We start from the raw sequence: 19,368 nt of genomic DNA on the forward strand, positions 1-19,368 counted from the left end.
CCGATAATGCGATCATGAGCGGTACGGACATCGACTTCGTGGGCGCGACGCCGAGGTGTCTGCGCCCGCCGGCCAGCGGACCGGCCACCAGAGGAAAGGGGAGTGCCGCCGTGGACCGAGCCGACCTGCGCGTTCGCTGCCGCCGCCGGGTCGACGAGCTGCTCGGCCACATCGGCGTGCCACACCCGTGGGACATCAACGATTTCCTCGATCGGCTCGAACAACACCGCGGCCGCGACATCGACCTGTGCCCGATCGTGTGGACCCGTGGGGACAGCTGCGGGGTGTGGCAACAGCACGCCGACCACGACGTGATCGCCTACGCCGCCAACACCAGTGGTTTCCACCAGGACCACATCATCCTGCACGAGGTCGGGCACATGATCTCGCGCCACCATGGCCACTGCGTCCTGTCCGAACAGGAAGCGCAGCGCATCGCACCGGACCTGGCCCCGGCGGCGCTGACGCACCTGCTGGACCGGGCCATGGGGGAATCGCAGGAACACGAGGCCGAGACAGTTGCGTCGCTGCTGCACCAACGGGCACGTCGACGTCCCCACGTGGCCGGTGAAGCCCCACCGATGACCGCACGACGTCTCGCCCGGGTCGACTACATCTTCGGGGAGTGAGCATGGGCGTATCCGTGCTGTTCCTGGCCACCGGCTTCGTGGTGTTCTCGGTGGCCGGTTACCGCATCGTGCTCTGGACCCGAGGGCGTAGGCGCCCCACCGAGATACCGCTGATCACGCTCGCCTGCGCGCTGGGAACGGCCTTCATCACGCTGGCCCCTGTCGTGCAGGCCGCCGAGAGCGCGCTGCTGCCCAGCCTCGGACGGCTGCTGTCGAACATGTGCACGCTCGTGGCAGCCTTCGGATTTCTGCACCTGATGCTCTACGTCGGCCACCCCGCCGAACAGGTACCCAGCAAAGTCCGACCTCGCCTGCTGGCCCTGCTGCTGACCCTGGTGGGCATGATCGCGATGTTCGCGCTCAGCACCCCACCCGGCGGAACCGGTGTGTTCACCGGGCTCTACGCCACCCAGCCGACACTGGCCGCATACACCCTGCTGTACTCGCTGTACCTGGGTACAGCCGTGCTCGAGCTGATCGTGCTGACCATGAGCTCGATCCGCTACGCCCGAACCTGGCTCCGTGCCGGGATGGTGCTGCTGGCGATCGGCAGCACCCTGGCCGCCGGATACCTCGCGCACAAACTGTGGTCGGTGCTGTCGGAACTGCTGACCGGAGCGGTGGCCGAGCCCTACTGCCCCTCGGCGTTCGCCACGATCGACTGCACCTTCGCGATCGGTCTTCCGGCGCTGTCCGTGCTGGCCATCGTGCTGGGCGCCGCCGTGCCCACTCTCGGGCCGCGCTGTGAACAACTCGTCCGGTCACTGTCCCAACGGCGTTCCTACCGGCGGCTGTACCCGCTGTGGCACACCCTGCACACCGCCATGCCGAGCATCGCGTTCACCGGCGAAGACCCCGCGCGAACCGCCACGACACCGGAACGTGGCGGTTCCGAACAGCTGTACCGTCGTGTAGTGGGCATCCGCGACGGGCTGCTCCTGCTGCGGCCCTACCGGTCGGCCGAGGACACCCGCGCCCACCAGGCCGCGGTGCAGCGGGACGGCGTCGCCGAGCAGGACCGTGCCGCCACTGTGGAGGCCCGAGACATTCACACCGCGCTGTCCCGCCACCGGCGCGACACACCGATCAGCGACGGCGAGCGGACACGAGCCGCCGAACCCTACGACGACCTCACCGACGAAATCAGTTGGCTCGTGCGGGTCTCCGAAGCCCTGACCAAGCAACCGCTCCCGGCCGGCACGGACGACGAACGGCCGCAGCACCCCTACTGACCACCGAAGACGAACCGCTCGTGCAGCTGCCACCGCTGCCGCAACACCACCAGCCACGCCTCACCCAGCTCCACGGTCAGCGGCACCGACTCCGCAGCCTCCCGCCGCAGCGCCACAGCCGTCTCCTCCTCAGCCCCCATCGCCACCGTCACGTGCGGCTCCATGTCGTAACGCCCCTCGTAGGGCACCAGATGCGGCCAGTAGCGCCGGACCCCGTCGGTCAACTCCCGCAGCGCATCGACCGGCTCCGGAGCCAGATACACGAACCCGCCCTGCCGGCGGCACCGCTCCAACACCACCCGCAGCGGTGGCTGCCGGTCGAACAGTGTCCGCAGCGTGGTGACCACCCCGGTGTCGAGCTCCTCGGCGGCCAGGAACGGATACAGCACCGACAGGTGCGCAGGAACCCCGTCACGCACCGCCTGCGGATACCGCTCGACCAGCGGGGCCAGCGCCTCATCGGCGGCGGGAACCGGAACGACCAGACCAGTACGACCCTCTCGTGACATGGCCCCGTTCTACCCGATCACGACAGCAGCCCCCACCGGCCGACCGCTGCCTGCCGACAACCATCCCGCGAGGGACGTGAGAACGTATCCGGACACACACCGACGCCGACCGGGGAAACCGACGCGGTCCCGGATCGCAGACACTTCCGCCGCCCAAACCTACCCACGCCCCCGGAGGTGCGGTTCGTAGCCATCCCGGCCGCAGTCGTGCTCGGCCATCCACCGCGGCGAACCAAAGCCACCGACCTGTAGACAAGTCCGAAAACCGGGCACAAGACGCCGCGGAACAGCCCCACTCCAGGTGGCGATACCGTCTCACCGATGACGCTGACCCTGCCCGAGCTCCCCGACCTGCCGGTCCGGCCCGTCCTCGGCGACATCACCACCGAGCTGGAACACCACGGCACCGCCGTGCTGGTAGCCCCACCCGGAACCGGCAAAACCACATTGGTGCCGCTGGCGCTGGCCGAACGCGGACTGCGGGTGGTGGTGGCCGAACCACGCCGCCTTGCCACCCGTGCCGCCGCCACCCGCATGGCCGAACTGCTCGGGCAACAGGTCGGCGAGCAGGTCGGCTACGCGGTGCGCGGCGAACGGCGCGGCTCACCCCACACCCGCATCGAAGTCGTCACCTCCGGACTGCTCGTGCGGCGGCTGCAAACCGACCCCGAACTGTCCGGCGTGGACGCGGTCATCCTCGACGAGTGCCACGAACGCCACCTCGACGCCGACCTGCTGCTGGCGCTGCTGCTCGACGCCCGCGACGGGCTGCGCCCCGACCTGCGGGTGCTGGCCACCTCGGCCACCGTCGACAGCGACCGGCTGGCCAACCTGCTCGGCGAACAGCACCCGGCCCCGATTCTGCACGCCCCCGGCCGGCCCCACCCGGTCGCAACCAGCCACATCGCCCCGCTGCGCAACGAGGCGACCGAGAACACCGTGGCACGCGCGGTGCGCACCGCGCTGCGCGAACAGCACGGCGACGTCCTCGCCTTCCTGCCCGGCACCCGCGAGATCACCCGCACCCGCCACGCACTGTCCGACGAAACCGACGTGGACGTGTTACCGCTGCACGGCAGACTCCCCACCACCGAACAGGACGACGCGCTGACCCCCAGACCCCGACGCCGCGTCGTGCTGGCCACCGCCGTGGCCGAATCCAGCCTCACCGTGCCCGGCGTACGCGCGGTCGTCGACTCCGGCCTGTCCCGCGTCTCCCGCGTCGACCACCGCCGCGGCCTGTCCGGCCTGGTCACCGTGCGCTCACCACTTGCGATCGCCGAACAACGAGCCGGCCGCGCGGGCCGCGAAGGCCCCGGCAGGGCCTACCGATGCTGGCCCGAACACGAACACAACACCCTCGCCCGCTATCCCGAACCCGAAATACGCACCACCGACCTCACCCGGCTCGCACTGGAGCTGGCCTGCTGGGGAACCCCGGACGGACAGGCGCTGCGCTGGTGGGACACCCCACCACAAGGCCCCCTGAGTGCCGGACACCAAGTGCTGGCGGCGCTGGGGGCCCTCGACAACGACAGCGAGATCACCGAGCGCGGACACCGCATGGCCGAACTCGGCCTGCACCCCCGCCTGTCCCGCGCGCTGCTGGACGGCAGCGCCCGCGCCGGGCGGCGCACCGCCGCCGAAGTCGTCGCGCTACTCGACGACGACACCCTGTCCACCGACACCGAACTCGCCACCGCCCTACGCAAACTCCGCGACAACGGGCCCGGTTCCCGCCGCTGGCGACGCGAGGCCAGACGGCTGGAAAAGATGGTGCCCACCACACCGAACCCACCCGACGCCGACGACGAGGCCCTGGTGGTGGCCCTGGCCCACCCCGAACGACTCGCCAGACGCCGCGCACCCCGCTCCCGGGTGTACCTCATGGCAGGCGGCACCGCGGTGGAACTGCCCCGCTCCGAAGTGCGGGAGGATCCCTCGGGCATGCCCACCGCCGAAGGACTGGCCGGGTCGGAATGGCTGGCCGTGGCCGTGGCCGAACGCGACCCCAGCCGCGCGCACGGGTTCGTGCGGCTGGCCGCACGCGCCGACCAACGACTCGCCGAGCAATCCGCCCCCGGCATGGTGGAACACACCGAGGAGATCGACTGGCACGACGGCGACGTGCGCGCCCGCACCCTGCGCCGCCTGGGATCGATCGTGCTGTCGGACACACCACTGCGACAGCCCCCACCGGAGAAAGTGCGCACGGCGCTGCTCGACGGGCTGCACAACGAGGGACTTCGGCTACTGACCTGGAACACCGAAGCGCACCAACTCCGACAACGCCTGTCCTTCCTGCGCCGCACATTCGGCGAACCCTGGCCCAGCACCGACGAGGCCGACCTGCTCGCCGAGATCGACACGTGGCTGGAACCCGAACTGTCGGCCGCACGCACCCGCGCCGAGCTGGAACGCATCGATGTCGGGCAGGCACTGCGCCGCCTGCTGCCCTGGCCCGAAGCCGGACGGCTCGACGAACTGGCCCCGCCGCAGATACGGGTGCCCTCCGGCGCGCTGATCCGCCTCGACTACGACGACGAACAGCCCGTCCTGCCGGTACGGCTGCAGGAGGTTTTCGGCTGGAGCAGCGTTCCCACCATCGCCGACGGCCGCGTCACGGTGCTGATGCGGTTGCTCGACCCGGCCGGACGGCCCGCAGCCGTCACCGGCGACCTGGCCTCGTTCTGGAACAACGGCTACCACCAGGTCCGCGCCGAACTGCGGGGCCAGTACCTCAAGCACCCCTGGCCGGAGGACCCGTGGAACGCCACACCCGCCCCGCCGCGAGGAGGATGACCAGCCGACAGTCGACGTGCCTTGTGGGATCAGCTCACCCGGACGGGCCCCCACCAGGATCCCCGGCGGCGCCGCAACTTCTGTGTCGTGATCTTGGCTCGGACCCGCAACGTGGGGCCGCTCGTGTTGGCAGACGCCTCCGGAAGCTCGGTGGGCTCGCCATGTGTCATCTTGGCACTCGTACAGCGGCCACCAGCGTTTTCCGAACGCGGTCGGTCTGTTGAGCGGCACGGTCGATGCGGTGCTGATCCGCAGCCAGTAAGACCGGATGATGCGGTTTATGCAGTTCCTGGTTGCTGCTGCGGTGGGGCAGTGGAGCGTCGGGGGATGAGGGTCGGTGTGGCGATCAGAGTGCGCGAGGCGGTGTCGTTGTGGTCGAGCAGTAGGTCGAGTGCGCCAGCGGCGATCTGGTCGAATGGCACGCGCACGGAGGTCAGCGGCACTGGTAGTCGGCTGACGACGGGGATGTCGTTGTAGCCCACCAGGGAGAGGTCTTCGGGTAGGCGCAGACCGAGTGTGTGCGCGGCAGCCATGACGCCAATGGCGGTGTTGTCGTTGACGGCGAAGATCGCGGTGGGCCGGTCGGGCTTGTTCAGCAGTTCCCGGCCTGCGGTTTCGCCGGCGTCCATCGAGAACGAGTCGCCTTCGATGAGGGCTTCGTCGACGACGATGCCGGCTTCGGCGAGTGCCTGGCGATAGCCGTCGCGGCGACCTTGGGCGCTGGAAGCGTAGTCGGGGCCGCTGACCAGCCCGATGCGCCGGTGCCCCAGGTCGAGCAGATGCCGCGTGGCGAGGTGCCCGCCGAGACGGTCGTCACCGATCGAGGAGGCGCTGACCCCGTCGGTGCGGAGGGCCAGCGCGTACGGCACGGGATGGTTGGTGAGTTGGTCGGAGGGTGAAGTGGGGGTGCGTGCGGTGGTGAGGATGAGCCCGTCGACCTGTCGCTGCACCAGGTTGTCAACGGCGGCGTACTCAGCCTCGGGGTGGTCCTGGGTGGTGGCGACCAGGGTGGAGACTCCGCGCGTGGTGGCGGTTGCGGCGATCTCTTCGTAGAGCATGGCCATGACCGTGTCGGTCAGTCGAGGTACCACCACTCCCACGGTGTTGGTGCCGGTTCGCCGTAGTCCTGAGGCCAGGGAGTTGCGGACGTAGCCTAGTTCAGCCGCGGCCTGGCGGACACGTTCGGCTGTCGGACTCGTGGAGCGGGGCAGGCGTTCGTCGAGCACCCGCGAGACCGTCGACTTGCTCACGCCGGCGGCCCGGGCGACGTCCAGGATGGTCACCACAGCTGTGAGGTTACCGGGTCGGGAAAGTCAGGAGAACGAGGTATTGACCGAAGGCATGGCATGCCTCACAGTGTACGGGAACGTTCCCGCAATCGTTCCCAAAGGGGTTCACGCATGTCTCTCGATCTCCGCGGACTGGTTCCCGCGCCTGTCACTCCGTTCACCCCGAACGGTGCGGTCGACCACGCGGCCATGGCCAGCTACGGCACGTGGCTGGCCGGTGTCGACGGGGTCAAGGGTCTGGTATGTCTCGGTCACGCTGGTGAAGGCACCTTTCTGACCCAGCAGGAGCAGGTCGCCACTATCCGCACGCTGGTCGAGGCGGTAGAGGGGGAGATACCGATCATCGCCGGCATCACCGGTGAAGGCACGGCCGTGGCCGCGGCGGAGGCCGCGCGGGCAGTGGAGGCCGGCGCCTCCGCGGGCTTGGTCTATCCCTCGCACGGCTGGCTACGCTTCGGTTTCCAGCCCGGTGCCCCGCAGGAACGCTACCGGGCCATCCACGAGGAATCCGGGATGCCGTTGATCCTGTTCCAGTACCCCGACAACACCAAAGCCAGCTACGACCTGCCCACCCAGCTGGACATCGCCGCCCAATCGGGCGTGTTCGCCACCAAGAACGGGGTGCGCAACATGCGCCGTTGGGACACCGAGATCCCAGTGCTGCGTGCCGAACAACCCGACCTGCAGATTCTCACCTGCCACGACGAGTACCTGCTGCACACGATGTTCGACGTCGACGGGGCACTGGTCGGCTACGGTGGCCTGGCCCCGGAGCCGCTGGTGGAGCTTCTCACCGCAGGCAAAGCCCGCGACTACCCAACCGCCCGCGCGGTGCACGACCGACTGCTACCGGTGACCAAAGCCATCTATCACCGCGGCTCCCACATGGAAGGCACCGTCGCGCTCAAACTCGGACTCAAGGCGCGCGGGATTCTGCCCTCGGCCACGGTGCGGCCACCGCTGATCGACCTGTCGGCCGAGGCCGAGGAGGAGATCACCCTCGCCCTCAAGAGTGCTGGGCTGGCCTGAGGTCAATTTTCGGAAACGCCGTTTCCGGTCCGGTTCCGCCCGCTGCACCGTGGGCGGAGCACAACCCAGGGTTCGACGATGACCACCGTCGCCCCGGCCCGTCTGGTGCGCGCCCACGATGCGCCAGACGGGCTTGGTGACAACGAAGTCCCCCGACGAGCTCCGCCACCGACCGCGGAGGCGAGGAACGATCCACCATGTCCGACGCAGTGTCTGCCCGCCGCACATCCGGCGCACCTGACCAACCCCGCCATACGGAATCCGGAGGAGCAGAACCCGACCCCACCCCGCCACGCGGGCGCGGTAGTCGAATCATGCGCCTGCTGGCCCTCATGGGACCGGCATTCGTGGCAGGTGCCTGGCAGTTCGGCCCCGGTAATCTCACCGCGGCTGTGCAAGCCGGTAGTCGTTTCGGCTATTCCTTGATCTGGGTCATCGTCGTCTCCACCCTCCTGATGATCGCGTTCACCGACATGAGCGTGCGCATCGCGATCGTGTCCCGCGGCTCACTCGTCGAAACCGTCAAACGCACGTTGGGACGCCCCGTCGGCGCGGCCGCCGGGCTCGGGGTCTTCGCCATTGCCCTGATGTTCGCTGTGGGCAACGCCGTCGGGGCCGGTTTGGGGCTATCGCTGGTACTCGGCGGATCACCGGTGTGGTGGACCCTCGCCTGCACGGCCGTGGTCGCCACCGTGCTGTTCACCCGCGGTCTCTACGGAGTGATCGAGAAGGTGCTGCTGGTCATGGTCACTGCCATGGCGGTGTGCTTCGTGGTCACCGCCGTGCTCAGCCGTCCCGACTGGAACGCCACAGCAGCCGGAATGCTGCCGACCGTCCCAGCAGGCACCGGGTTTCTGCTGGTCGCACTGGTGGGGACGAACTTTTCCATCAACGCCGCGTTCTACACCGGATACGCCTCTCGGGAACGCGGCCTGCGCCGCGACCAGTACCGCCAAACCACCCTGGCCGACACCATCCCCGGCATCATCGCCCCCGGCATCATGACCATACTGGTCATCATCGCCTCGGCAGCCGTGCTCAGCGGCGAACGAAGTGCCGGTCTCGCCGACCTGGCCGGAGTACTCGAACCCATCGCAGGCCGGACCGGACGGATCATCTTCGCCCTGGGCTTCTTCGGCGCCGCGTTCTCCTCAATGCTGGCCAACGCCACCGCAGGCGGCACCCTGCTGTCCGACGGACTCGGCGGGGGCAACCAACTCTCCTCATCCCGCGTCCGCCTAGGCATCCTCGCAGTGTTGGCCTTCGGCGCGCTCGTCACCGCCGTGGTCGGCGGCTCGCCAGTCCAATTGATCATCATCGCCCAGGCGCTCACCGTCGTCGTCGCGCCCCTGCTCGGTCTCCTGCTGATCATCCTCGCCAACAACCACAGCCTCATGGACGACCTACGAAACCGCTGGTGGCACAACACCATCGCCGCCATCGGCCTCATCGCGATCCTGGCCACCTGTTACAGCCTCATTACCAGCCTGCTCTAACCACGTCTGCGATCAATCGAGCCCTACCCGCAGTGCTTTGCTCTTCAGAGGGTCTCGTCGACCACCGTTGACGAGGCACCCTCGCTCACCCAGCGTTTTCACAGTCCACTTCTGTAATGCCACCCGTCTCCACGCCACGGCCACCAGCGGGGGCTCCCCAAGCTCGGCCCGCGGCAAATCAAGCCGACTCGGGAGATTCACGAGAAAACCGGTAACCACGGCCGAGGACGCTCCACCGTAGCTCAAATCGTCGCCGGGCGGGACGGAGAGACAAAACGCCTGAGGAGGCGACGTAAGAGCCCCCACCGTGGCAGATGCCGACCAAACAGGAAAGTAAGTAGCGGAACCCCAGGCGGGAACGCCGCTTCACACGCGCCGTAAGCGGCGTGGAGCATCCCCACCGTTCACGGCGGGGAGCACGTCAAAAGATCGACTAGCGAAGACGGTAGCGCACATGGACCATGCCGTTACCGAAACGACGCTGGTCGAGCAACTCAAGCTCGGCAGACAGCCCACGCGGAAAGAACGACTTACCGCCACCCACCAACACCGGCGCGAAAAACAGCCCACACTCGTCGACCAGCCCGGCCTCGAACGCGTGAGCCGCCAGCTCCGAACCTCCCACGGCGAGATCGTGCTCGGCCGAGTTCTTCAGGCCCCGCACCGCCTCCACATCGAACGTTCGTTCGATCCGGGTACGGGTGGTGAACACCGTGTCCAACGTGCCGGAGTAGACGATCTTGTCGGCCGCCCGCCACAGCCGCGCGAACTCACCCATGGCGGGGGAGTGCTCGGCCAGCGCGGGATCGGTCTCCCACCCGGTCATCAACTCGTAGAGCCTGCGCCCGTACAGATGCGTACCGACCGGCCGCTCCAACTCGTTGATGAAGGCCAACACCTCCTCGTCGGGCACCGCCCAGTCGAAACGACCGTGCTCGTCGGCGATGTAACCGTCGAGCGAAGCCAGCGCGGAACAGATCAGCTTCCCCATGGCACTCCCGTCCTCTGCGACATCTCCGACGGCCCCCGGCCAGCCCCTCCGACAACACACGGGGGCAACATGGTTCCGTGTTCACCGGCGCGCCGCAGCCGAGCACAGGGGATCGTCCCACAGGCACCCCGTGAACAACTCACGTCCCCGACACCCCACCGCCGAGCGAGCGTATCCCTCCAACCGCACCGTCACTACCGCACCGAACTGCGGTAGTGATAACGACACATCTCAGCGAACCCCGCACGCTCGTACAGCCGCACCGCCGGGGCATCATCGGCTTCGACCTGTAGATACATTCCCTCGGCCCCGAGCCCGCGGGCCCAGTCCGCCAGCGACCGCAACAGGTCACCGGCCGCGCCACGCCCACGTGCTCGCGGCAGCGTGGCCATGCCGAACACACCGACCCAGCCGCTGTCGAAGACCGCCCTGCCTACCGCCACGACCTCACCCGCGTCGAACACGCAGGCAAAAGCACTCGGCCGCTCCACCCTGGCCAACATGTCCCACTCCGGGCGGGGATCGGCACCATCACCGTGCCCGCCCACCAGGACGCGCTCATATCGTGACGCAGCCACCAGCCACCGAGACGTTCGACGTGTTCCGCCGGCAGCGCCCGGGCCGCTCTTTCCTGCAGTCCCCACACCGTGGCCGAGTGGTCAGCCAGAACCGACACGCCCCACCTCCCACCAGACTCCTTCCGGCACACGCCGTCCCGCGGCAGCAACTCTCCCCGCTAACGAGCGGTTCAGAGCAGACTCAACTGCCGAGCAGCGGACCGCTTGCCACCCTCCTCACCATCGCGCACCGCCGTGTCACCCAGCTCGGCCAGGAACGGACTGGGCGTGCGCTGCCCCGCACCGGCCGCCTGACCACGACGCGTCGCACGCGTCAGATACAACCGCCGCTGGGCCCGAGTCATCCCCACGAAGAACAACCGCCGCTCCTCGGCGGTGTCGTCCCGCTGCTCACCCGGCCAGCGCAACGGCAGCAACCCGTCCTCACAACCGGTCACGAACACCACCGGGTACTCCAACCCCTTCGCCGCGTGCAGCGTCAAAAGCGACACCGCATCCGCACGCGGATCCAACGCATCGACCTCCGCACCCAGCATGACCTCCCGGCAAAACCCCGCCACGTCCTCACCGAAACGCGAGGCCAGCGGGGACAACAACTCCACAGCCACGTGCAACTGTTCGGCCTGCTCACCCAAGGTCTCGGCCACAGCGGCGGCTGCCTGCTCCAGCTGCCGCAACACCGTGCCACAGCGGCGACCCGCGTAACCGAGCTCCCGCAGCAACGGCTCCACCCCGGCACGCGCCCACAGCGGGTCGTGACTGCGTTTCTGCACCGGGAACCCCCGCCGGGTCAACTCCTCGGCCAACACCCGCGACTGCGCATCGGTGCGATAGACCACCGCGATGTCGCCGAACCCCAACGAGGAAGTCTCGTAACCCTCGGCGCTGCCGCTGTCCAACGAATGGAACGAGGCACCGCCGAGCAGCCCGTCGATGGTGCCGGCCACGAACCTGGCCTCGGCCCGCTCGTCGGACGCACGGTGCAGCACGATCGGGTGTTCACTGTCGGCCCCCACCGGCCGCAACGCCCGCTCCGGAACCAGACTCTCCGGGCGGATCGCCCGCACCGCACCCTCGACGATGCGCCGCCCACTGCGATAGTTCCGCGTCAACGCCCGCACCGGAGCATCCGGATAGTCCCGCTCGAACCGCAGGAAAAACCCCACATCGGCGCCACGGAAACCATAGATCGCCTGATCCGGATCGCCGATGACGGTCAGGTTGGCCGCGGCAGGCGCCAACAGCCGCAACAGTCGGTACTGCACCTCGTCGACGTCCTGGTACTCGTCGACACTGATCCAGCGATAGCGCCGCCGATACCACTCGGCCAACTCCGGATCGCCCCGCAACAACTCGACCGGCAGCACCAGCAGATCGTCGAAATCCACCAGCCCCTCCCGCCGCAGCGCGGCGGTGTAGTCGGGCAGCAACCCCGAAACCTCACCGGAGACCTCACCACCCCGGCGCGCGCGGGACAACGCCGAGACACACTGCCGCGCCCTGCGCTCGTCACCGGTCAACGACACCAGAATCCGGTGACGACGGTCGGCGTCGACCAGCGCGAGATCCTCGGGCAACCCCAGCGCCGCGTGGTTGTCCCGCACGATGCTCAACCCCAACGAGTGAAACGTCGCCACCGTGACCTCACGGCCCCGATCTCCCACCAACGCGGTGATCCGTTCGCCCATCTCCGCCGCGGCCCGCCGGGTGAAAGTGATGGCCAAACAACTCGAAGCGGGCACACCCCGTTCCTCGACCAAATGGGCGATCCGGTGCGTGATCGTGCGGGTCTTACCCGTGCCCGGCCCGGCCACGATCATCAACGGCCCGGACTCCACCTCGGCCGCGGCCCGCTGCTCGGCATCGAGTTCGGCCAGCAGCCCAGTGGCAGGGGAGACGCCGCTCCCGGCGGCATCCGAAACATCGAAGCGTTCCCGCTCCCGACCCTCGAGCCGCGCGGCGTCCCCGACACCGAACGCTGGGGAAGTGGTGGCCAGCTCGCCGCCGACCGTCTCCGACCCGCCCGCCGACTCCGGCAGGGTAGGGGTGGCCAGTTCGTCATCGGCGAATAACGAGGCCGCCCCACCACTACGCACCCGCGAGAGCTCGCCCGGCTCGAACACCCGAATCGTGCCGTACTCCCCGTCAAAACCGGCCTCCCGATGCACCGTGCCCGCGCGCAACCGCTCGATCGCCTCGGCCAACGCACCGTTGTCCCGCCGCAACCGCTCGACCGGAACGTCCTCCAGAATGGCCAGTTCGGAACCGTGCCGCGCAGTGAGCTCACTGATCTCGCCGAAGACCTTCTTGCTCTTGGGCCCCACACCCCGGATCTCACCCACGATCTCCGGAAGCGGTATCAGATTGCGATAACCCGCCGCCCCGGCCGGGCGCACACCCTCCGCACGATCCGCCAACGCATCCACCCGATTGAGCACCCCCACCGTCAACGGTTTGCCGCAGTCCGGACACCTGCCGCCGTGACGCCGCGTCTCGAACGGATCGAACCGCACCCCGCACTTGCGGTGCCCATCGAGGTGGTACTTGCCCTCCTCGGGAAAGAACTCCACCGTGCCCTCCAACCCCACACCGGTCTCCAGCGCGCGACGCATCGCGAAATAGTCCAGCTCGGTGTCGAACACAGTGGCTTCCCGAGCCAACATCGGCGGTGAATGCGCGTCCGAATGACTCACCAGCGTGTACCCGTCCAACGCCGACAGTCGCCAGTTCATCTCCGGATCGCTGGACAACCCCGTCTCCAACGCGAAAACGTGGCCCGCCAGGTCCCGATAGCACTCACCGACCGAATCGAACCCGGCCTTGGACCCCAACACGGCGAACCACGGAGTCCAGATATGAGCGGGCACCAGATACGACCCCGCCCCGGACTCCAACGTGATCTCCAACAGATCCCGCGCGTCCAACCCCAGAATAGGACGCCCGTCCGAACCCAGATTGCCGATGTTGCCGAGTCTGCGGCTGAACTCCTCGGCCGCCTCGAAATCCGGCACATAGCACAAATGGTGAATCTTGCGAGTGTAATCGCCGTACTTGTAGATCGTGGCGATCTCCACCGACAGCATGAACCGCACCGGAGTGTGACACTCGGTGGGCAACGTGCGCAGCGCCGCACGCTCGTACTCCGGACGCAGCCGCAACAGCCCCGGCTCGGCGGGCTCCAGAACCTCACGCAGATGCGCACGCCAAGCCGGATGCGTGAAGTCCCCGGTACCCACCACCGTGACCCCCTTGCGACGCGCCCACCAGGCCAGGTGCTCGATGTCGCAGTCCTTGCTGCACGCGCGGGAGTACTTGGAGTGGATATGCAAGTCAGCGTAGAAGCGCACCCACCGATCCTGCCAAACCCGCAACCCCCCTCACGTCCGGGTCACACCACGCCGACCCGCCGAAAAAACCCGGCCCCACTTGACCCGAATTAGACATTCCCGTCCGAGGCCTCATCGCACCGTTCTCGTACACGGCCCCGAAGTCGTACCCGTCGCGCCTCCACCGGCCCTGTTCCGCGGCGACTTCACCCGACACGCAACGGGAAGGCGGGAAATTCCACAACTCGACCACCCCGCCAAGAATTACCTACTCGCACGGCACACCCGTCGAGCCTGGCGAACCGCCCCGACAGACAGGCGGGACAGACAGGCGGGGCCGGTGGAAACATCCGCAACCACCGGCCCCGCACACCGCACGAACAGCTCAGACCAGGCCCAGCCCGCGCACGGTCTCCCGCTCGTCGACCAACTCCTGCACCGAGGCGTCGATACGCGGACGGGAGAACTCGTCGATGTCGAGCCCCCGAACGATCTCGTAACGCCCATCCCGAGCGGTCACCGGGAAGGACGAAATCAATCCCTCCGGCACACCATAGGAACCGTCGGAAACCACACCCGCCGACGTCCAGTCGCCCTCGGCCGTGCCGTTGACCCAGGTGTGCACGTGATCGATGGCCGCGTTTGCGGCCGACGCCGCCGAGGAAGCCCCACGAGCCTCGATGATCGCCGCACCACGCTTGGCAACGGTCGGGATGAACTCCTCACTCATCCACTGCCGCTCGACCTGCTCCGCGGCGATCTTGCCGCCCACCTCCGCGTGGAACAGATCCGGGTACTGCGTCGCCGAATGGTTACCCCAGATCGCCAACCTACGGATCTCGTCGACACCCACACCCAGCTTGAGCGCCAACTGCGCCAACGCACGATTGTGATCCAACCTGGTCATCGCCGTGAAACGCTCCGCAGGAACATCCGGAGCATGGGCCTGGGCGATCAACGCGTTCGTGTTCGCCGGATTGCCCACGACCAGGACCCGCACATCATCGGCCGCGTTGGCATTGATGGCCTCACCCTGCGGTTTGAAGATGCCACCATTGGCCTCGAGCAGATCACCACGCTCCATTCCCTGCGAACGGGGGCGAGCGCCCACCAGCAAGGCAATGTTGGTGCCCTCGAAGGCACGCTGCGTATCATCGGTGACCTCGATACTGCGCAGCAACGGGAACGCGCAGTCGGTCAGCTCCATCGCCGTCCCCTCAGCGGCCTTGACCGCCTGCGGAATCTCCAACAACCTGAGATTGATCGGGGTATCCGGACCGATGAGCTGACCGGACGCGATCCGAAACAGCAATGCGTAACCGATCTGACCAGCAGCGCCGGTGACAGTGACGGTAACGGGGGAACGAGTCATGGAGTTCTCTCCTGGTCGCCGGGTATTGCCGAAGCGATGCTATCCACCCGAACGCCACGAACCAGGCGCCCCCGCCACGGATCACACCCCACCCACCGGTCACATCGAAACGAAACCGATTCAGCCGAAACCCCCGCACAACAGTCCGACCACACGATCATCACACCCCGTCACACTCACCACCCGCCACGCGCCGTGTTTCGCCACACCCCACGATCCAGCAGAATGAACTCATGCTGCAGGTCTGCCTCAACGGTGCCCGGGGCATTCGGGAACACCACCACTTACCCGTGCAACCACCGGACCTCGCCGCGGCCGCAGCACACAGCGTCGCCGCGGGTGCCGAGGACATCCACGTGCACCCCAAAACCCACGACGGCGCCGACAGCCTCGACGCCACCACGGTGGCCGCCGCCGTCAACGCGGTCCGGGCCGCCGCCCCCGGCATCGCAGTGGGAATCCCCACCACCGCCTGGACCACCCCCGACACGCCCTCCCGACTCGACGCCATCGCGAGTTGGACCGTCCTCCCGGACCACGCCTCGGTCGACTGGCACGAACCCGACGCCGAACGAATCGCCCAGGCACTGCTGAAACGCGGGATCGGCATCGAAGCAGGCCTCCACTCCGGAACCGATGCGAGCGAACACTTCGCCCAATGGCACCACCGCGAGCATGCCCTCCGCATTCTCGCCGAGATCGACGACCCCACCACCACGGGTGCGACGGTCACCGCCGAAACCCTGCTGGCGCGGATCCGTCCCACCGGCACACCCATCCTGCTGCACGGCAGGGCAGCGGGCGCCTGGCCGGTACTGCGCCTCGCCGAGCAACAGGGCCTGCACACCCGAATCGGGCTGGAAGACACCCTGCTGCTTCCCGACGGCGCCATCGCCGACGACAACGCCCAACTCGTCACCGCCGCACTACACATCAGAACAGCACGTGGCTGACCCCCACGGCACGACTCGTCGCAGGGACTCGTCGCAGGGCAGGGGAGCAGTAGTACCGCGTTTCCGGATCACCGCCCCGCACGTCGCGCTCGAGGGGATCGCACTGTTCTACAACGGACAGGCACCACAACCGGACAATCGTTCTCGCAGCGGATCGAGAAGTCTCGAGGGGTGGCGCCGGAAGCGGTCCTCGTCCTGTCGAAAGAGACCGACGAGCAGTAGACCGCACCGCGGGTTCCGAAGAGCACGGCCACGAACCACGCATCGGCGCTCTACCTGCTTTCCCGGGCCCGTACAGGACAGGGCGCAGCTCGGAGGGCGCAGCTCGGGAGGAGAGCGGACCCGCCACTGCGAAATCCATTACTTAACATAATGTGTATTATCGGCTAAAGCTGTACCCGGCGTGTCCGGTGGTTCCGGTGACGACCCGGCGTTCTTCCGCTCTCCGCTGGAGACAGTTCTCTTGCGGTGCGCCGCACGTGCTGAACGCTGCTTGCCGTGGTCGACCCTGTGGATCATCAGGGCCGCGGAATGACTCCCGAGGGGTTTCCGCCACCTGTCGGACCGGGACGACGATCTCGGCACGGACACGGCGACGAGACGTGCGAATCCGTCACCGTGATGACGGTGTCTCGTGCGGCGAAAACCGGTGCGTGTCACCGGTGCTCGTGCCGGTGCCGACCGAGGCACGTCGACACGTCCCCACTCCGCCAGATGTTCGTCCTCGTTCGCTCCCGTGAAACGTGGATAACAAATATTATCCATCATTTTGTGTCTCGACTTCCACGCCGACGCTGCCCGTGACGTGCTCACCGAGCGTTCCGGGTGCACGGATCCTGGCAAGCATGGTTCACCGCGGGCAACGGCAGCGGACTTACCCGGCAGGTGTTTTCGATGCCGACGGCTGCTGTCACGGCCCCCGCCACGCACAACCCCGCCGAGATGAACATGGCTGTCCCGTACCCCTGCCCCAGCGGTTGCCCCGCGGCGAGGCCGGACAGCCCCGCCAGTGGTGGCAGCACTGCCACCGCCAGCAGTCCGGCCACCCGTGAGATGGCGTTGTTGACGCCGGAAGCGACACCGCCATGTTCGCGTCCCACCGAGGCCAGCACGGCCGAGGTCAGTGGTGCGACGGTGACCGACAGTCCGAGACCGAAGATCAGCACAGCCGGAAGCACGGTGGCCGGATAGGACGTTCCGGGCGTCACACGCGTCATCAGCACGAGCCCACAGGCACACACCAGCGGGCCGATGGTCATCGGCCACCGCGGACCGATCCGCTGCGCCAGTGCTCCCATTCTGCTGGACAGCAGCAGCATGACCAGGGTGATCGGCAACGTGGCGAGTCCCGCTGCCGTAGCCGAGTAGTCGAGCGTCTGCTGCAGCTGCAACGACAGCAGGAACAACGCCGAACTCAGAGCGCCGTAGACGGTGAACGTGGTGAGGTTGGCCCCGACGAACTGGCGCGAGCGGAACAGCGACAGCGGAAGCAACGGTGCGGACTGCCTCGCCTCGATGAAGGGGAAGGCGAGCAGCCCCGCCGTCCCGACGAGCGCCGCGAGCACGGTGATCGGGTTCCAGCCGTGTGCGGGGGCTTCGATCAGCGCGTACACGGCACCGGCCAGCCCGAGCGTGACCGCCGCCGCGCCGGCGAGGTCGGGCGGCCCCGAGATGTCGGGATCGCGGGTCTCGGGGACATGGCGCCGGGTGACCAGCAGGGCGATCGCGGCGATGGGAAGGTTGATGAGGAACACCCAGCGCCAGGAGGCGGTGTCGACCAGCCAGCCACCCACGAAAGGTCCGATCGCGGCGGCGATGCCGGTCAGTCCCGCCCATGTGCCGACGGCTTTACCGCGGTCGTCCTGGCTGATGGAGGCGTTGATCAGGGCGAGGCTGCCCGGAACCAGTAGTGCACCACCGATGCCCTGCACCAGTCGTGCCGTGATCAGTTCCGCTCCCCCGCTCGCCAGCCCGCAGCCCAGTGAGGCCAGGGTGAACAGCACCAGTCCGACGCTGAAGACGCGCCTGCGGCCGTATCGGTCCCCGAGTGCTCCTCCCAGCAGCAACAGGGAGCTCAGTGTCAGCAGGTAGGCGTCGAGCACCCACTGCAGCAGGGCGAAAGTGCCGCCGATGTCGCGGCTGATGGCGGGCAGCGCGACGTTGACCACCGAGCCGTCCAGGAAGGCCACTCCGGAACCGAGCATGGTGGCGAGGATGATCCATCGTCCTGGTGCGGAGCGCAGTGGCACGGGCTCGTCGGCGCGGTGAGCGCTCATCGGGTGAGGATAACCGTTGTGGGCGGTTTCGGCCGGGGTGTTGTCACGCCATGTGGTCCCTATCGTTTTGCCAGTCCTCCGTCGACGATGTACTGGCTGGCGGTGATGTAGGTGGCGTCGTCGGAGAGCAGGAAGAGGGCGACCGCGGCGGCTTCCTCGGCGGTGCCGATGCGGTTGAGGGGGACGCGGCTGACGACGTCGCGTTCGAATTCTTTTCGGGTTTCGTTGCTCATGAAGTCGCGGAAGGCGGTGTCGATCGCGCCTGGGACGAGAACGTTGACGCGGATTCCCCGTTCGGCCAGTGCGGTGGCCCAGCCGCGTGCCATGGCCACGAGGGCGCCTTTGGTGGCGGCGTAGACGCTGGCGGCACCGGCTCCTTCGTAGGTGGCTGTGGAGGAGGTGATCACGACGGATGCGCCGTCGTTGAGGTTTTCGGCCAGTCGGGCCAGCTGCAGGGCCGGGCCGCGCACGTTGGTGCGCATCATTCGGTCGAAGAAGTCGGCGTCGATTTCGTCGATGTCGCGGACGTCGGCGTAGCCCGCGTTGAGCCACAATCCGTCGAGTCCGCCGAGTTCGGCGGCGTGTGAGGCGAGTGCGTCCGTCGAGTTGGGGTCGGTGGTGTCGTTGTGCAGAACTCGTGCCAGGGGCAGTGCTTGGCGGGTGGCTGTGAGTCGTTGCTGATTCGTTCCGGTTATGACCAGTTGACCGTCCTCGTCGGTGATGCGGTGGGCGCCGGCCAGTCCGATGCCGCTGGTTCCTCCGGTGATCAGTACTCGTTTGCCCGTGAACCTGGCCATTGTTTCTCCTGGGGTCGTTTTCCGAGCGGTGCTCGTTCGGAGCTGACGGTAGGAGCTGTAGTGCGCTCTAGATCAAGGCTTAACGTGTC

The 19,368-nt window shown here is 67.6% G+C and carries 14 protein-coding genes; 6 read left to right on the forward strand and 8 right to left on the reverse strand.

The annotated features are described in order from the left end of the window. The first annotated feature begins 14 nt into the window (after window positions 1-14). Window positions 15-629: a hypothetical protein gene (locus BLR41_RS06735; protein WP_218119970.1), complete on the forward strand. Its 615-nt coding sequence runs from the start codon at window positions 15-17 to the stop codon at window positions 627-629. Between the two features lie 2 nt (window positions 630-631). Then, entirely contained in the window at window positions 632-1,861 is a 1,230-nt protein-coding gene (locus BLR41_RS06740) for an MAB_1171c family putative transporter (protein ID WP_092627099.1), read from the forward strand. On the opposite strand, the gene BLR41_RS06745 is transcribed toward BLR41_RS06740, so the two are convergent. Next, window positions 1,855-2,370 carry a 2'-5' RNA ligase family protein gene (locus BLR41_RS06745; protein WP_092627100.1) on the reverse strand — a complete coding sequence of 172 codons (516 nt, stop codon included), beginning with the start codon at window positions 2,368-2,370 and terminating at the stop codon, window positions 1,855-1,857. The two genes, BLR41_RS06740 and BLR41_RS06745, sit on opposite strands and share 7 nt — an antisense overlap. A gap of 321 nt (window positions 2,371-2,691) precedes the next feature. On the opposite strand from BLR41_RS06745, the gene hrpB reads away from it, so the two are divergent. Then, window positions 2,692-5,172, forward strand: coding sequence for an ATP-dependent helicase HrpB (gene hrpB, locus BLR41_RS06750; protein WP_092627101.1), 2,481 nt, complete (start codon window positions 2,692-2,694; stop codon window positions 5,170-5,172). Between the two features lie 278 nt (window positions 5,173-5,450). Here hrpB and BLR41_RS06755 read toward each other — a convergent pair whose 3' ends face one another. After that, a complete protein-coding gene (locus tag BLR41_RS06755) occupies window positions 5,451-6,458 on the reverse strand; it encodes a LacI family DNA-binding transcriptional regulator (protein ID WP_092627102.1) in 1,008 nt (335 codons plus the stop codon). Window positions 6,459-6,572: 114 nt separating this feature from the next. Here BLR41_RS06755 and BLR41_RS06760 point away from each other — a divergent pair, with 114 nt between their 5' ends. Then, the gene (locus BLR41_RS06760) at window positions 6,573-7,490 is read left to right on the forward strand and encodes a dihydrodipicolinate synthase family protein (RefSeq protein ID WP_092627103.1); all 918 of its coding nucleotides are present in this window, start codon (window positions 6,573-6,575) and stop codon (window positions 7,488-7,490) included. Window positions 7,491-7,804: 314 nt separating this feature from the next. Further along, window positions 7,805-8,986: an Nramp family divalent metal transporter gene (locus tag BLR41_RS06765; protein ID WP_092627104.1), complete on the forward strand. Its 1,182-nt coding sequence runs from the start codon at window positions 7,805-7,807 to the stop codon at window positions 8,984-8,986. Between the two features lie 433 nt (window positions 8,987-9,419). Here BLR41_RS06765 and BLR41_RS06770 read toward each other — a convergent pair whose 3' ends face one another. The 4 genes from BLR41_RS06770 to BLR41_RS06785 all read right to left on the reverse strand — a co-directional run bounded on the left by BLR41_RS06770 (window position 9,420) and on the right by BLR41_RS06785 (window position 15,253). Further along, complete coding sequence (locus tag BLR41_RS06770) at window positions 9,420-9,977, reverse strand: dihydrofolate reductase family protein (protein WP_092627105.1); 558 nt, start codon at window positions 9,975-9,977, stop codon at window positions 9,420-9,422. Between the two features lie 194 nt (window positions 9,978-10,171). Next, entirely contained in the window at window positions 10,172-10,555 is a 384-nt protein-coding gene (locus BLR41_RS06775) for a GNAT family N-acetyltransferase (protein ID WP_218119971.1), read from the reverse strand. Window positions 10,556-10,725: 170 nt separating this feature from the next. Beyond that, the gene (locus BLR41_RS06780; RefSeq protein ID WP_092627106.1) at window positions 10,726-13,902 is read right to left on the reverse strand and encodes a UvrD-helicase domain-containing protein; all 3,177 of its coding nucleotides are present in this window, start codon (window positions 13,900-13,902) and stop codon (window positions 10,726-10,728) included. A 364-nt stretch (window positions 13,903-14,266) separates the two neighbouring features. After that, window positions 14,267-15,253: a malate dehydrogenase gene (locus BLR41_RS06785; RefSeq protein ID WP_092627107.1), complete on the reverse strand. Its 987-nt coding sequence runs from the start codon at window positions 15,251-15,253 to the stop codon at window positions 14,267-14,269. A 233-nt stretch (window positions 15,254-15,486) separates the two neighbouring features. Here BLR41_RS06785 and BLR41_RS06790 point away from each other — a divergent pair, with 233 nt between their 5' ends. After that, the gene (locus tag BLR41_RS06790; protein ID WP_092627108.1) at window positions 15,487-16,206 is read left to right on the forward strand and encodes a 3-keto-5-aminohexanoate cleavage protein; all 720 of its coding nucleotides are present in this window, start codon (window positions 15,487-15,489) and stop codon (window positions 16,204-16,206) included. An 809-nt stretch (window positions 16,207-17,015) separates the two neighbouring features. Here the strand turns inward: BLR41_RS06790 and BLR41_RS06795 are convergent. Further along, a complete protein-coding gene (locus BLR41_RS06795) occupies window positions 17,016-18,482 on the reverse strand; it encodes an MFS transporter (RefSeq protein WP_092627109.1) in 1,467 nt (488 codons plus the stop codon). Between the two features lie 59 nt (window positions 18,483-18,541). Further along, window positions 18,542-19,279, reverse strand: coding sequence for an SDR family oxidoreductase (locus BLR41_RS06800; protein ID WP_092627110.1), 738 nt, complete (start codon window positions 19,277-19,279; stop codon window positions 18,542-18,544). Window positions 19,280-19,368 lie beyond the last annotated feature (89 nt).

Origin of the sequence: Actinopolyspora mzabensis (assembly GCF_900101095.1) — a bacterium.
GTDB classification, from domain to species: Bacteria; Actinomycetota; Actinomycetes; order Mycobacteriales; family Pseudonocardiaceae; genus Actinopolyspora; species Actinopolyspora mzabensis.

Bases quoted from the DNA above. Each gene is read 5' to 3' on its own strand.
- BLR41_RS06735 (WP_218119970.1), top strand. From the start codon at position 15: ATGAGCGGTACGGACATCGACTTCGTGGGCGCGACGCCGAGGTGTCTG.
- BLR41_RS06740 (WP_092627099.1), top strand. From the start codon at position 632: ATGGGCGTATCCGTGCTGTTCCTGGCCACCGGCTTCGTGGTGTTCTCG.
- BLR41_RS06745 (WP_092627100.1), bottom strand. From the start codon at position 2,370: ATGTCACGAGAGGGTCGTACTGGTCTGGTCGTTCCGGTTCCCGCCGCC.
- hrpB (WP_092627101.1), top strand. From the start codon at position 2,692: ATGACGCTGACCCTGCCCGAGCTCCCCGACCTGCCGGTCCGGCCCGTC.
- BLR41_RS06760 (WP_092627103.1), top strand. From the start codon at position 6,573: ATGTCTCTCGATCTCCGCGGACTGGTTCCCGCGCCTGTCACTCCGTTC.
- BLR41_RS06765 (WP_092627104.1), top strand. From the start codon at position 7,805: ATGCGCCTGCTGGCCCTCATGGGACCGGCATTCGTGGCAGGTGCCTGG.
- BLR41_RS06770 (WP_092627105.1), bottom strand. From the start codon at position 9,977: ATGGGGAAGCTGATCTGTTCCGCGCTGGCTTCGCTCGACGGTTACATC.
- BLR41_RS06785 (WP_092627107.1), bottom strand. From the start codon at position 15,253: ATGACTCGTTCCCCCGTTACCGTCACTGTCACCGGCGCTGCTGGTCAG.
- BLR41_RS06790 (WP_092627108.1), top strand. From the start codon at position 15,487: ATGCTGCAGGTCTGCCTCAACGGTGCCCGGGGCATTCGGGAACACCAC.
- BLR41_RS06795 (WP_092627109.1), bottom strand. From the start codon at position 18,482: ATGAGCGCTCACCGCGCCGACGAGCCCGTGCCACTGCGCTCCGCACCA.
- BLR41_RS06800 (WP_092627110.1), bottom strand. From the start codon at position 19,279: ATGGCCAGGTTCACGGGCAAACGAGTACTGATCACCGGAGGAACCAGC.